Source organism: Streptomyces sp. NPDC056628, from assembly GCF_042792555.1.
GTDB lineage: Bacteria > Actinomycetota > Actinomycetes > Streptomycetales > Streptomycetaceae > Streptomyces.
The window spans coordinates 26160-39739 of sequence record NZ_JBHTWG010000022.1; the positions used below are offsets into that span (position 1 = coordinate 26160).

12 protein-coding genes are annotated in these 13580 nt (G+C 72.0%); 10 read left to right on the forward strand and 2 right to left on the reverse strand.

Annotated elements, in window-relative coordinates; translation table 11 throughout:
• Positions 1-28: 28 nt before the first annotated feature.
• From rpe to ACFRAC_RS24200, 9 genes are all read left to right on the forward strand, one after another.
• Complete coding sequence (gene rpe / locus ACFRAC_RS24160; protein WP_382927266.1) at positions 29-715, forward strand: ribulose-phosphate 3-epimerase; 687 nt, start codon at positions 29-31, stop codon at positions 713-715.
• Between the two features lie 79 nt (positions 716-794).
• On the forward strand, positions 795-1838 hold the full coding sequence (locus ACFRAC_RS24165; RefSeq protein WP_382927269.1) for a sugar-binding transcriptional regulator: 1044 nt from the start codon (positions 795-797) through the stop codon (positions 1836-1838).
• A 71-nt stretch (positions 1839-1909) separates the two neighbouring features.
• A complete protein-coding gene (locus ACFRAC_RS24170; RefSeq protein WP_382927272.1) occupies positions 1910-2227 on the forward strand; it encodes a barstar family protein in 318 nt (105 codons plus the stop codon).
• 119 nt (positions 2228-2346) lie between these two features.
• Positions 2347-3798, forward strand: coding sequence for a GuaB1 family IMP dehydrogenase-related protein (locus ACFRAC_RS24175; protein WP_382927275.1), 1452 nt, complete (start codon positions 2347-2349; stop codon positions 3796-3798).
• 304 nt (positions 3799-4102) lie between these two features.
• Positions 4103-5575, forward strand: a complete 1473-nt coding sequence (locus ACFRAC_RS24180; RefSeq protein ID WP_382927278.1) for an amino acid permease — start codon at positions 4103-4105, stop codon at positions 5573-5575.
• Positions 5576-5585: 10 nt separating this feature from the next.
• Entirely contained in the window at positions 5586-6038 is a 453-nt protein-coding gene (locus ACFRAC_RS24185) for an Lrp/AsnC family transcriptional regulator (protein ID WP_062674348.1), read from the forward strand.
• 124 nt (positions 6039-6162) lie between these two features.
• The gene (locus ACFRAC_RS24190; RefSeq protein WP_382927284.1) at positions 6163-7353 is read left to right on the forward strand and encodes an MFS transporter; all 1191 of its coding nucleotides are present in this window, start codon (positions 6163-6165) and stop codon (positions 7351-7353) included.
• A gap of 180 nt (positions 7354-7533) precedes the next feature.
• Complete coding sequence (locus tag ACFRAC_RS24195; RefSeq protein ID WP_382927287.1) at positions 7534-8322, forward strand: carbon-nitrogen hydrolase family protein; 789 nt, start codon at positions 7534-7536, stop codon at positions 8320-8322.
• A gap of 43 nt (positions 8323-8365) precedes the next feature.
• Positions 8366-10081, forward strand: a complete 1716-nt coding sequence (locus ACFRAC_RS24200; protein WP_382927290.1) for a flavin monoamine oxidase family protein — start codon at positions 8366-8368, stop codon at positions 10079-10081.
• Positions 10082-10142: 61 nt separating this feature from the next.
• Here ACFRAC_RS24200 and ACFRAC_RS24205 read toward each other — a convergent pair whose 3' ends face one another.
• Positions 10143-10829 carry a DUF5995 family protein gene (locus ACFRAC_RS24205; RefSeq protein WP_382927293.1) on the reverse strand — a complete coding sequence of 229 codons (687 nt, stop codon included), beginning with the start codon at positions 10827-10829 and terminating at the stop codon, positions 10143-10145.
• Positions 10830-11002: 173 nt separating this feature from the next.
• Here ACFRAC_RS24205 and ACFRAC_RS24210 point away from each other — a divergent pair, with 173 nt between their 5' ends.
• On the forward strand, positions 11003-12127 hold the full coding sequence (locus ACFRAC_RS24210; RefSeq protein ID WP_382927436.1) for a glycoside hydrolase family 6 protein: 1125 nt from the start codon (positions 11003-11005) through the stop codon (positions 12125-12127).
• On the opposite strand, the gene ACFRAC_RS24215 is transcribed toward ACFRAC_RS24210, so the two are convergent.
• Positions 12109-13518 (reverse strand): uracil-xanthine permease family protein, encoded by a 1410-nt coding sequence (locus ACFRAC_RS24215; protein ID WP_382927296.1) that lies wholly within the window; start codon positions 13516-13518, stop codon positions 12109-12111. The genes ACFRAC_RS24210 and ACFRAC_RS24215 overlap by 19 nt on opposite strands.
• Positions 13519-13580: the final 62 nt, after the last annotated feature.

The following is a 13580-nucleotide window of genomic DNA, read 5'->3' on the forward strand; positions in this document are numbered from 1 at the left end:
TCGCGCCCGGGCATGGCAGGCTTGGGTCATGGCCGCGCAGATCAACCCCAGCATCCTGTCCGCCGATTTCGCCCGCCTCGCGGACGAGGCGAAGGCGGTCGAGGGAGCCGACTACCTCCACGTCGACGTCATGGACAACCATTTCGTCCCGAACCTCACGCTCGGCGTGCCGGTCGTCGAGTCACTGGCCCGTGCGACGGACACACCGCTGGACTGCCATCTGATGATCGAGGAGCCCGATCGCTGGGCGGCCCGGTACGTCGAGGCGGGTGCCTCCTCCGTCACCTTCCATGTCGAGGCCGCCGCCGCTCCCGTCCGGCTGGCCCGGGAGATCAGGGCCAAGGGCGCCCGTGCCTCCATGGCGCTCAGGCCCGCGACGCCCATCGAGCCCTACGAGGACCTGCTCCCGGAGCTCGACATGCTGCTGATCATGACCGTCGAGCCCGGCTTCGGCGGGCAGGCGTTCCTCGACATCATGCTTCCGAAGATTCGTCGCACCCGTGAGTTGATCGCCAAGCACGGTCTGCAGCTCTGGCTCCAGGTGGACGGCGGCGTGTCCGAGTCCACGATCGAGCGATGCGCCGAGGCGGGCGCCGACGTGTTCGTCGCCGGTTCGGCGGTCTACGGGGCCGACGACCCGGCGGAAGCGGTCCGCGCGCTGCGGGCCCAGGCCGACGAGGCCACCAGGACGGCCGCCTGGGCGTGCGGCCACTGAACCAAGGGAACGTGAACGCCCGCCCATCGGGGCGGATCAAGTGCGCCGGATCTGCAAGGATGAACGGCGAATCCAGAGTGTGAACAGCAGTGAGGAGATCGCCGTGTCGGGTATGTCGGCGGGCCGGTCAGCCATGCGGATGGGACCCGCTGAGCTGGTGCAGGCGGCGGCCATGGCCCGCCGCTTCTACCTCGAGGGGAAGTCCAAGATCCAGATCGCGGAGGAGTTCGGCGTCAGCCGCTTCAAGGTGGCCCGGGTCCTGGAGACCGCTCTCGAACGGGATCTGGTGCGCATCGAGATCCGCGTGCCGGCCGAACTGGACGCCGAGCGCTCGGACGCGCTGCGCGCCCGGTACGGTCTGCGGCACGCCGTGGTCGTGGAGTCCCCGGCCGACGCCGAGGAGACGCCCGACCCGGAGAACCTGGGAGAGGTGGCCGCCGACCTGCTCGGCGAGCTGGTCGACGAGGGGGCCGTGCTGGGCCTGGCCTGGGGCCGGTCCACCATCCACATGGCCGCCGCCCTCAACCGGCTGCCACCGTGCACAGTGGTCCAGCTGACGGGCGTGTACGACGCCGGGACCGCCGAGCGCGGCTCGGTGGAGGCCGTCCGGCGGGCCGCGCAGGTCTCCGGCGGCGACGCGCACCCCATCTACGCGCCGATGCTGCTGCCGGACGCCGCCACCGCGGCGGCGCTGCGGCACCAGACGGGGATCGCCCGGGCCTTCGAGTACTTCGACAAGGTCACGGTCGCCTGCGTCTCCATCGGCTCCTGGGAGCCGGGCATCTCGACGGTGCACGACATGCTCAGCGACGAGGAGCGGGCGCACTACGCCTCGCTCGGTGTCGCCGCCGAGATGTCCGCGCACCTCTTCGACGCCCAGGGGCGCCGGGTCGGCCGGGACCTCGGCGAGCGGTGCATCACCGTCAAGGCCGACCAGCTCCGCCGTATCCCCGAGGTCGTCGCGATCGCGGGCGGGGCGCGCAAGGCGGCCGCGATCGACGCGGTGCTGCGCTCGGGGCTCGTCACCAGCCTGGTGACGGACACCTCCGCGGCGGACGTGCTGATGGCGGCCGGCCCGACGCCGAAGCCGGCGCTCAGCAGGACGGACCCGGACGGGAACTGACAACGCGTCGGAGAGGGGGCGGCCAGGTGCCGCCCCCTCTGCGCATCGACGAACACCGGAGCGGCACTCGTATGACGGAGCTCGTGGTCACGCTCGACCTCGACGGGGTCACGGACAAGGCGGCGCTGATGGACCGCTGCGCCGAGGCGCTGCGGCTGCCGGACTGGTTCGGGCGCAACTGGGACGCGCTGGCGGACTCCCTGTCCGACCGCACCGTCTGGCCCGAGGCCGGCCGGGAGCGGGGCATGTGGCTGGTCGTACGCAACTGGCGGGCCTTTGAGGACGCCCGGCCCGACGAGTGGCGGCTGGCCCGGGAGGTGTTCGCCGAGGCGGCGGACGGCACCCGGGACCTCACCGTGCTGCTCGACCTCGGAGGTTCCTCCAAGTAGGGGTCTGACCTGCTTGGACGATGTGACCGTTCAGGGCGTTCCGGCCCGCATGGGACAATGAAGTACGTGCTCTTCCCCCTGGCTGACCTGTCCGGGGGCCACCTCTGATCGACTGGGATGTGCAGCACGTGCGTTTCCTCAACGACATCCAGCCCCCGTACGACCTGACGTACGACGACGTCTTCATGGTGCCGAGCCACAGCGCGGTCGGCTCGCGGCAGGGAGTGGACCTCGGCGCCCCGGACGGCACGGGCACCACCATCCCGCTGGTCGTCGCCAACATGACCGCCGTCGCCGGGCGCCGTATGGCCGAGACGGTGGCCCGGCGCGGCGGGCTGGTGGTCGTCCCGCAGGACATCCCCATCGAGGTCGTCACGGACGTCGTCTCCTGGGTGAAGAGCCGCCACCACGTGCTCGACACCCCGATCGTGCTGGCCCCGCACCAGACCGTCGCCGACGCGCTGGCCCTGCTGCCCAAGCGCGCCCACAACGCCGGTGTGGTCGTCGACGAGGACCGGCGGCCGGTCGGCGTGGTCACCGACAGCGACCTGTCCGGCGTGGACCGCTTCACGCAGCTCGAGGTCGTCATGTCCCGCGACCTGCTGCTCCTGGACGCGGACATCGACCCGCGCGAGGCCTTCAACAAGCTCGACGCCCACAACCGGCGCTACGCCCCCGCCGTCGACGCCGACGGCCGTCTCGCGGGCATCCTGACCCGCAAGGGCGCCCTGCGCGCCACCCTGTACACCCCGGCCGTCGACGCCGCCGGCAAGCTGCGCATAGCGGCCGCCGTGGGCATCAACGGCGACGTGGGCGGCAAGGCGAAGCAGCTGCTCGACGCGGGTGTGGACACCCTGGTCATCGACACCGCCCACGGCCACCAGGAGTCGATGATCGCCGCCATCAGGACCGTGCGGGCACTCGACCCCCAGGTACCGATCGTCGCGGGCAACATCGTGGCCGCCGAGGGCGTGCGCGATCTGATCGAGGCCGGCGCGGACATCATCAAGGTCGGGGTCGGCCCCGGCGCCATGTGCACCACCCGCATGATGACCGGCGTCGGCCGCCCGCAGTTCTCCGCCGTCCTGGAGTGCGCGGCCGAGGCCAGGAAGTACGGCAAGCACGTGTGGGCCGACGGCGGTGTCCGGCACCCGCGCGACGTCGCCATGGCGCTCGCCGCCGGCGCGTCCAACGTGATGATCGGGTCCTGGTTCGCCGGCACCTACGAGTCGCCCGGCGATCTGCAGCAGGACTCGAGCGGGCGGCTGTACAAGGAGTCGTTCGGCATGGCGTCCGCGCGGGCCGTGGCCAACCGCACCTCCGACGAGTCGGCGTACGACCGGGCCCGCAAGTCCCTGTTCGAGGAGGGCATCTCCACCTCGCGGATGTTCCTCGACCCGGCCCGTCCCGGCGTGGAGGACCTGATCGACTCGATCATCGCGGGCGTGCGGTCCTCCTGCACCTACGCGGGCGCCGCCTCGCTGGAGGAGTTCGCCCAGAAGGCCGTCGTCGGCATCCAGAGCGCCGCCGGCTACGCCGAGGGCAAGCCGCTGCACGCCAGCTGGAGCTGACCGGTCCTCGACCTTCTTGGTACGGCCCCTTCGCCCCGGCACCCCGCCGCATGGGACGGAAGGGGCCGTTCCGCGTCCCGGCGCAACGGTCGAAAGCCCTCGTGCAACGAACACCCGCCCGAGCCCCCGGAACGCAATGATCTTGCGGGTATGCGCAAGGTTGCTGCATTTCACCCGCAACGTCGATGCTCGTAGGCTGTCGCCTCGTACGTGGCGCGGCAGGGACCCCGCTCGGTGGGCCCCCGCCCTCAGGGGATGCCGCCGGTCCCAGCCGCCCTGACCGGCAGCGACAAGGAGCCAGCGCGTGCTCGACCAAGGCGCACCCCCGCAGGACCGAGACCGGACGGCCGCCGCCGCCCCCCGTGGGACCGGCGCGCGCCTGATGCGCCGCAAGCCCGTGGAACACCTGGTCGCGGAGGGTGGCCAGGGCGAGGGAGGGTCCCTGCGGCGCTCCCTCGGACTGTGGCAACTCACCATGATCAGCATCGGTGCCACCCTCGGCACCGGCATCTTCGTCGTCCTCGGCGACGCGGTCCCGGAGGCCGGCCCCGCGGTCACCCTGGCCTTCGTGATCGCCGGTCTCACGGCCCTCTTCTCGGCCCTGTCGTACGCCGAACTGGCGGGCAGCATCCCCGTCGCCGGCTCGTCGTACTCGTATGCGTACGCAACGATGGGCGAGCTGGTCGCCTGGATCTGCGGCTGGTGTCTGGTGCTGGAGTACGGCGTCTCCGTGGCCGCCGTCGCCGTCGGCTGGGGCGAGTACCTCAACGAACTGCTCGACGGGACCATAGGCGTCACCATCCCGTCCGTGCTGTCCTCCGCCCCCGGCGAGGGCGGGGTCATCAACCTGCCCGCGCTGATCGTCGTCCTGCTGGCGATGGTCTTCCTGCTCGGCGGGGTCCGCGAGTCCGCCCGCGCCAACACGATCATGGTCGCGGTCAAGATCGCCGCGCTGGTGCTGTTCTGCGCGGTCGGCTTCACCGGCTTCAAGTCCGGCAACTACGCCGACTTCATGCCGCTCGGCATGGCCGGGGTGAGCGCCGCCGGCGCCACGCTGTTCTTCTCCTACATCGGCTTCGACGCCGCCTCCACCGCGGGCGAGGAGGCCAAGGACCCCAAGAAGGACCTGCCGCGGGCGATCATGCTCTCGCTGATCATCGTGACGGCGCTCTACGTCCTCGTCGCCGGGGTGGCCGTCGGCGCCTGGAACTGGACCAAGTTCGAGGGTTCCCACGCGTCCCTCGCCGCGATCACGAACGACGTCACCGGCCAGACCTTCTGGGGCACCCTGCTCGCCCTCGGCGCGGTCATCTCCATCGCCAGCGTGGTCCTCACCGTCCTCTACGGCCAGACCCGCGTCCTGTTCGCCATGTCCCGCGACGGCCTCGTCCCCAAGGCCCTCGGCAAGGTCCACCCGAAGACCGGCGCCCCCCGCCTCAACACGGTGATCGTGTCGCTGTTCTGCGGTGCGCTGGCCGCCCTCATCCCGCTGGGCAAGCTGGTCGACGCCACCAGCATCGGCACACTGTTCGCCTTCGCGCTGGTCAACATCGCGGTGATCGTGCTGCGGAGGAGGCGGCCGGAGCTGGAGCGCACGTTCCGGGTGCCGTTCGGACCGGTGCTGCCGGCGCTCGGCTTCCTGTTCTGCGTGTACAACATGGTCAGCCTCGACACCGTCACCTGGGTCGTCTTCGGGTGCTGGATGGTCGCCGGACTCGTGTTCTACTTCCTGTACGGGTATCGCCGTTCCCGTCTCGCCCTGCCTGAAGTGAAGTGAACCGCCCGCAGTGCTGAACGATCTCGACGAACGCATCGTGCACGCCCTCGCCGAGGACGCCCGCCGCTCCTACGCCGACATCGGGCACCTGGTCGGCCTGTCCGCGCCCGCCGTGAAGCGGCGCGTGGACCGGCTGCGGGCCACCGGGGCCATCACCGGCTTCACCGTCCGGGTGGACCCGTCGGCCCTCGGCTGGGAGACCGAGGGGTTCGTCGAGATCTACTGCCGGCACAACACCTCGCCGGAGACGATCCGGCGGGGTCTGGAGCCGTACCAGGAGGTCGTGGCCGCGTCCACAGTCACCGGCGACGCGGACGCCGTGGTGCAGGTCTTCGCCTCGGACATGCGGCACTTCGAACGGGTCCTGGAGCGGATCGCCGGGGAGCCGTTCGTGGAGCGCACCAAGTCGGTGCTGGTGCTCTCCCCGCTGCTGCGCCGTTTCTCCTCCGGTTCGCCCGCCTGAGAGCCGCCCCGGCACCTATCATCGGTGTCATGACCTGGCGACATTGATCCACCAGCCGTGCCTCCCGAGGTCCGCCCCGGACGCCGTACCCCCGGTGTCCGAGACGTCCCTGCGGGAAGGCCCCATGACACTCTCACCCCCGCGTGTGCCCACGCCCGGCGTTCGACGCCTGACGGCCACGCTGTACGGCTACGCGTTCCTCGACGACTTCGTCCTGCTCTACCCGGTGTACGCGCTGCTCTTCGCCGACACCGGCCTGCCGCTCTGGCAGATCTCCTCGCTCTTCGCCCTGTGGTCGCTCACCGCTGTGCTCCTGGAGGTGCCCTCGGGCGTCTGGGCCGACACGGTGTCCCGGCGCCGGCTGCTGTGGATCGGCCCGCTGCTCACCGCCGCCGGCTTCGCGCTGTGGGTGACCGTGCCGTCGTACGCCGCCTTCGCCACCGGCTTCGTGCTGTGGGGCGCGGGCGGCGCGCTCGGCTCCGGCGCGCTGGAGGCCCTCGTCTACGACGAGCTGGACCGGCGTGACGCCGCCGGCCGCTACGCGCGCGTCATGGGCCGCGCCCGTGCCGCGCGTCTGCTGGGCACCGTGGCCTCCCTCGGCCTCGCGGGACCCGTGCTCGCCTGGGGCGGCTACCGGGCCGTGGGCGGCGCGAGCGTCCTGGCCTGCCTGGTGACCGCCGCGGTGGCCACCCTGTTCCCCGAGCGGCGTGAGCGGCCTGCCACCGGCCACGGCGGCTGGACCGCGACGCTGCGGTCCGGGCTCGCCGATGTGCGCGGCGACCGGGCCGTGCGCGGCGCGCTGCTGCTGGTCCCCGCCGTCGCGGCGGTGTGGGGCGCGCTGGACGAGTACGTCCCGCTGCTGGTCCGCGACATCGGGGTCCCCGAGGCGGCCGTGCCGTACCTGGTCATGCTGGTGTGGGCGGCCGTCACCGCCGGGAGCCTCCTGGCCGGACCGGCCGAACGCCTCGGCACCAGGGGCCTGGCGGCGCTGCTCGCGGGCGCGGCCCTCGCGCTGGCCGTCGGCGCGGCGTCCCGCACCCTGGCCGGGATCGCGCTGGTCGGCCTCGCCTTCGCCGGCTTCCAGCTGGCCGAGGTGCTCGCCGACGTCCGCCTCCAGCACCGGATCGAGGAGTCCCGCCGGGCCACGCTCACCTCGGTGGCGAGCCTGGGCACCGAGCTCGCCACGATCGCCGCGTTCGGCGGGTACGCCCTGCTCGGCGCGGACCTCGCCCACGGCACCGTCTTCGCGGTGCTGGCCATGCCGTATCTCGTGACGGCGGCCGCGCTGACCAGGGCCCGGACCACCCCGGCGTGACGGCGGAAGGTGCGGGGGGCAGCCCCCGCACCTGGGCCGCGCAACGAATCGCCGCCGACCCGCCCCCGAACGCAACGAACCGCTCACCGGCGCGCAACGGCTCCTTCTTGTCCCTGCCAGCCGGCCGACCGTACCTTCTACATGGCCCCCACAACCACCCTTTCGCCCCGGTGAGGACACATGCGCACCGCCCTGCTCCAGAGCTCCGGCCGCCCCGGCTCCACCGTCGAGAACCTCAAGGTCCTCGACGATGCCGCGGGCCGCGCCGCCGCCGCGGGCGCCGGGCTGCTGGTGACGCCGGAGATGTTCCTCACCGGGTACGCGATCGGCGACGCCGTCGCCCGGCTCGCCGAGCCCGCCGACGGCGCGTACGCCGACGCGGTCGCCGAGACCGCCGCACGGCACGGGCTCGCGATCGCCTACGGCTACCCGGAGCGGGCCGGCGACAGCGTGTACAACTCCGCGCAGCTGGTCTCCGCCGACGGCACCCGGCTCGCCGACTACCGCAAGACGCACCTCTTCGGCCGCTTCGAGCACGACCACTTCACGCCGGGCGACCGGCAGGTCGTCCAGACCGAGGTCGACGGCGTCCGGGTCGGCATCCTGATCTGCTACGACGTCGAGTTCCCGGAGAACGTCCGGGCCCACGCGCTGGCCGGCACCGAGCTGCTGATCGTCCCGACCGCGCAGATGCACCCGTTCCAGTTCGTCGCCGAGTCGATGATCCCGGTGCGGGCCTTCGAGAACCAGATGTACGTCGCGTACGTCAACCGGGTCGGCCACGAAGGGGAGTTCGAGTTCGTCGGCCTCTCCACGCTCGCCGGCCCCGACGGCATCGCGCGCGCTCGCGCGGGCCGCGCCGAGGACCTCGTCCTCGCCGACGTCGACCCCGCCCTCGTCGCCGCCTCCCGCGAGGCCAACCCGTATCTGCGGGACCGCCGCCCCGGCCTCTACGGGTCCCTCGTCTGAACCTCCCCGCTCTTCCCCCGCAGTCGCAAGGAGTCCGTACCCCATGACGTCCACGGTGCCCACCGCCGTCCAGCACGCCGACGAGCAGCAGCCGCCGATCACCATGTTCGGCCCGGACTTCCCCTACGCGTACGACGACTTCCTGAACCACCCGGCCGGCCTCGGCCAGATACCCGCCACCGAGCACGGCACCGAGGTCGCCGTCATCGGCGGCGGCCTGTCCGGCATCGTCGCCGCCTACGAGCTGATGAAGATGGGCCTCAAGCCCGTCGTCTACGAGGCCGACCAGATCGGCGGCCGGCTGCGCACCGTCGGCTTCGACGGCCCCAGCACCGAGGGCCTGACCGCCGAGATGGGCGCGATGCGCTTCCCGCCGTCCTCCACGGCCCTCCAGCACTACATCGACCTGGTGGGCCTGGAGACCCGGCCCTTCCCCAACCCTCTGTCGGAGACGACCCCGTCGACCGTCGTCGACCTCAAGGGCGAGTCGCACTACGCCGAGACGATCGACGACCTGCCGCAGGTCTACCGCGACGTCGCCGCCGCCTGGAACAAGTGCCTGGAGGAGGGCGCCGACTTCTCCGACATGAACCAGGCCATGCGGGAGCGGGACGTGCCGCGCATCCGCGCGATCTGGTCCGAGCTCGTCGAGAAGCTCGACAACCAGACCTTCTACGGCTTCCTCTGCGACTCCGAGGCCTTCAAGTCCTTCCGGCACCGCGAGATCTTCGGTCAGGTCGGCTTCGGCACCGGCGGCTGGGACACCGACTTTCCGAACTCCATCCTGGAGATCCTGCGCGTCGTCTACACCGAGGCCGACGACCACCACCGCGGCATCGTCGGCGGCTCCCAGCAGCTGCCGCTGCGCCTGTGGGAGCGCGAGCCGGAGAAGATCGTCCACTGGCCCTACGGGACGTCCCTGAAGTCCCTGCACGTCGACGGCGCGCCCCGCCCGGCCGTGACCCGCCTGCACCGGGCCGCGGGCAACCGGATCACCGTGACCGACGCGACCGGCGACATCCGCACCTACCGTGCGGCGATCTTCACGGCCCAGTCCTGGATGCTGCTCTCCAAGATCGACTGCGACGACTCGCTCTTCCCGATCGACCACTGGACCGCGATCGAGCGCACCCACTACATGGAGTCCTCGAAGCTGTTCGTCCCCGTGGACCGGCCGTTCTGGCTGGACAAGGCCGTCGACGACAGGGGAAATCCGACCGGCCGGGACGTCATGTCGATGACGCTCACCGACCGGATGACGCGCGGCACCTACCTCCTCGACGACGGCCCGGACAAGCCCGCCGTCATCTGCCTCTCCTACACCTGGTGCGACGACAGCCTGAAGTGGCTGCCGCTGTCCGCGCAGGAGCGGATGGAGGTCATGCTGAAGTCGCTCGGCGAGATCTACCCGAAGGTCGACATCAGGAAGCACATCATCGGCAACCCGGTGACGGTCTCCTGGGAGAACGAGCCCTACTTCATGGGCGCGTTCAAGGCCAACCTGCCCGGCCACTACCGCTACCAGCGGCGCCTGTTCACCCACTTCATGCAGGACCGGCTGCCCGAGGACAAGCGGGGCATCTTCCTCGCCGGCGACGACATCTCCTGGACCGCCGGCTGGGCCGAGGGCGCCGTCCAGACCGCGCTGAACGCGGTGTGGGGCGTCATGCACCAACTCGGCGGCACCACGGACGCCAGCAACCCGGGTCCGGGCGACGTCTACGACGAGATCGCGCCGGTCGAGCTGCCGGAGGACTGACCGCGTACCGCCGCAGCTGGCCAACGTACTGGCGGCCCGGGAACCGCCACCCGGCGGCCGCTCAGTCGCGCAGCGGGGTCAGCAGCATGCGCCCGGCCAGGCCCACGGCCGCGTCCAGCCGCTCGGTGAACTCCGCTGCCAGCTCGGGGAGCCGGCGCAGCGCCCACAGGGCACGCGCCGCCGCCCAGGTGGCGTCCCGCGCCCGCTCCAGGCTCCACGAGCCCAGCAGATGGGTGAGCGGGTCCGCGATCTGGAACAGGTCGGGACCCGGCATCAGCTCCTCGCGGATGTGCTCCTCCAGCGAGATGAGCAGATCCCCCACCCGGTCGAACTCGTCCTCCAGGTCGGTGGGTTCGCAGCCGAGGCTACGGCAGGCGTCCACCACGGCGAGCGCCAGGTCGTGCCCGATGTGCGCGTTGATGCCCGCGAGGGCGAACTGCAGCGGCCGTACGCCCGGGTGACGGCGCATCTGGAACAGGGGCCGCCAGCAGGCGGGCGGACGCCGGGCCTCCTCCGCCGTCTCCACCGCCGTGAGATAGCGTTCCGCGAACCGCACATCCAGGGTGATCGCGGCACGCGCGTCGGGGAACCGCCCGGCGTCGATGTGCCGGTCGACCGCCTCGGTGACGGTGAGGTAGACGCGGTTGAAGACCGCGACCCCGTCGCGCTCGGGCAGCCTCGCGTCGAGGGCGCGCATACGGGAGAGGACGGCGTCCACGGGTGTGGTGAATTGCTCGCATTGCGCCATGGGGGCAGATTCCCAGCTTTAGGCTGACGCGGGTGACGGCGGGCCCGGCGCTTCCCCAGAACGGGGGAACGTGCCCGCCGTGGGGGAGGGGGAGCAGGACGGTGCCAGGCTCACGCGCCCAGCGACTGGCGTCGCGCAGGGCCGAGCGCAAGAGGACCGCACGGCGGAGCGCCCTGGTCGCGGCGGCCTCGGTCGTGGTGGCCGTCGGAACGACGACCGGGCTGATCTCCGCCCTCGACGGCGGGCCGGACTCCACGCAGGCCGGGCCGCCCGAGGAGACGCGTTCCGTGCGTCTCGACGCGCTGCCCGTCGTGCCGTCCGCGTCGCCGTCGCCCACCGCGTCCCCGTCCGCCTCGGCCTCGCCGAGCCCGCTGCGGACGGCGTCCGCGACACCCTCGGGGACGCCGGAGCGGGCGCGGCGCGCGGCCCCGGCCTCCACCCAGCTCTACCGCCACCTCGACTCGCAGGTGCAGGAGTGGGTACGCGGCCACCCCGGGGACCCCCGGTACGGCGTCATCCAGTCCCGGATCGCCGCCCAGCCGGCCGCGGTGTGGTTCGCCGACTTCACGCCGGGCACCATCACCGCCCGGGTCCGCGCGGTCACCTCGGGCGGCGCGGCGCAGGGCCGCACCCCGGTGGTGGTGCCGTACGTGATCCCCGACCGCGACTGCGGCGGGTACTCCGAGGGCGGGGCTCCCGACCTGGCGGCGTACGACGCGTGGATCGACCGGTTCGCGGCCGGGCTGGGCTCCGGTGACGTCATCGTCGTCCTGGAGCCGGACTCCGTCGCCCAGTCCGAGTGCCTCTCCGAGCGGGAGCGCGCGGCGCGTTTCGCGTCCCTGGCCCGGGCCGGCCGGGTCATCAAGGCCGCCGACCCCCGGGCCCGTGTGTACTACGACGCCGGGCACTCCGGCTGGCACACGCCGGCCGAGCAGGCGGGACGGCTCCGGCAGGCGGGCGCCGCCTCGGCGGCGTCCTCCGACGGAGTCTTCAGCAACGTCTCCAACTTCCACACCACGGCAGCCGAGGTCGCCTACGACCGGCGGGTCCTCGACGCCCTCGGCGGCGGCCCGGGGCTGGGCGCCGTCATCGACACCAGCCGCAACGGCGCCGGTGCGCCGGCGGGCGGCGAGTGGTGCGACCCGTCGGGCCGCAAGCTGGGCCGGGCGCCCACCCTCGCCACCGGCGAGGCCCGGATCGACGGTTATCTGTGGGTGAAGCTGCCGGGGGAGTCGGACGGCTGCAAGGGGGAGCCCGGCACGTTCACCGCCTCCTACGCCTACGAGCTGGCGCGCTGAGGGCCCTCGCCGGCGGCGTTCCCCTCGTCGTACGACGACGTGCCCTCGTCGAGCAGCGGCTGCTGCGTCTTGAGGTGGGCCGGGGCGAACGCCCGCAGTGCGTGGTAGCCGGTGATGACGACGAGCGTGCCCAGCGCGATGCCGCTCAGCTCGAAGGTGTCGGTGATCTTCAGCGTCACGTTGCCGACGCCGATGATGATGCCCGCCGCGGCCGGCACCAGGTTCAGCGGATTGCGCAGGTCGACCTCGGCGTTGATCCAGATCTGCGCGCCGAGCAGGCCGATCATGCCGTACAGGATCACGGTGATGCCGCCGAGGACGCCGCCGGGGACGGCCGCCACGACCGCGCCGAACTTGGGGCAGAGCCCGAAGAGGAGGGCGAAGCCGGCGGCGGCCCAGTAGGCGGCGGTCGAGTAGACGCGGGTCGCGGCCATCACGCCGATGTTCTCGGAGTACGTCGTGTTGGGCGGGCCGCCCACGGCGGTGGACAGCATCGAGGCGGCGCCGTCCGCGGAGATCGCGGTGCCCAGCTTGTCGTCGAGGTTGTCGCCGGTCATCTCACCGACGGCTTTGACGTGCCCGGCGTTCTCGGCGACCAGGGCGATGACCACCGGCAGCGCGACGAGGATCGCGGACCACTGGAACGACGGGCCGTGCAGATCGGGCAGGCCGATCCAGTCGGCCCGGGAGACGCCGGACAGGTCGAGCCGCCAGTGGTCGGTGACCTTGCCGCTCGCGTCGACCGAGTGGATACGGCCGAAGACACGGTCGAACACCCAGGACAGGCCGTACCCGACGACGAGACCGAGGAAGATCGCGATACGGGACCAGAAGCCGCGCAGGCAGACCACGGCCAGACCGGTGAACATCATCACCAGCAGGGCCGTCCACTGGTCCTGCGGCCAGTAGGTGGAGGCCGTCACCGGGGCGAGGTTGAAGCCGATCAGCATGACCACCGCGCCGGTCACGACTGGTGGCATCGCGATGTGGATGATGCGGGCCCCGAACCGCTGTACCGCGAGACCGACCAGGAACAGCGCCGCACCGACCACGAGGACCGCGCCGGTCACGACCGCGCTCGACCCGCCGTCCGCCCGGATGACGGCCGCGACGCCCACGAAGGACAGCGAACAGCCGAGGTAGCTGGGCACCCGGCCGCGCGTGGCCAGCAGGAAGATCACCGTGGCGACGCCGGACATCATGATCGCCAGGTTGGGGTCGAGTCCCATGAGGACCGGCGCGACGAAACTGGCGCCGAACATCGCCACCACGTGCTGGGCGCCGAGCCCGACCGTGCGCGGCCAGGACAGCCGCTCGTCGGGGCGGACCACCGCGCCGGGCGCCGGAGTGCGTCCGTCTCCGTGCAGTTTCCAGCGGACGCCGAGATCCATGGTGCTGTATCGCTTTCGTCGTGCGAACGAGGGGTCCGGACCATTGTCCGGTACACGGACCG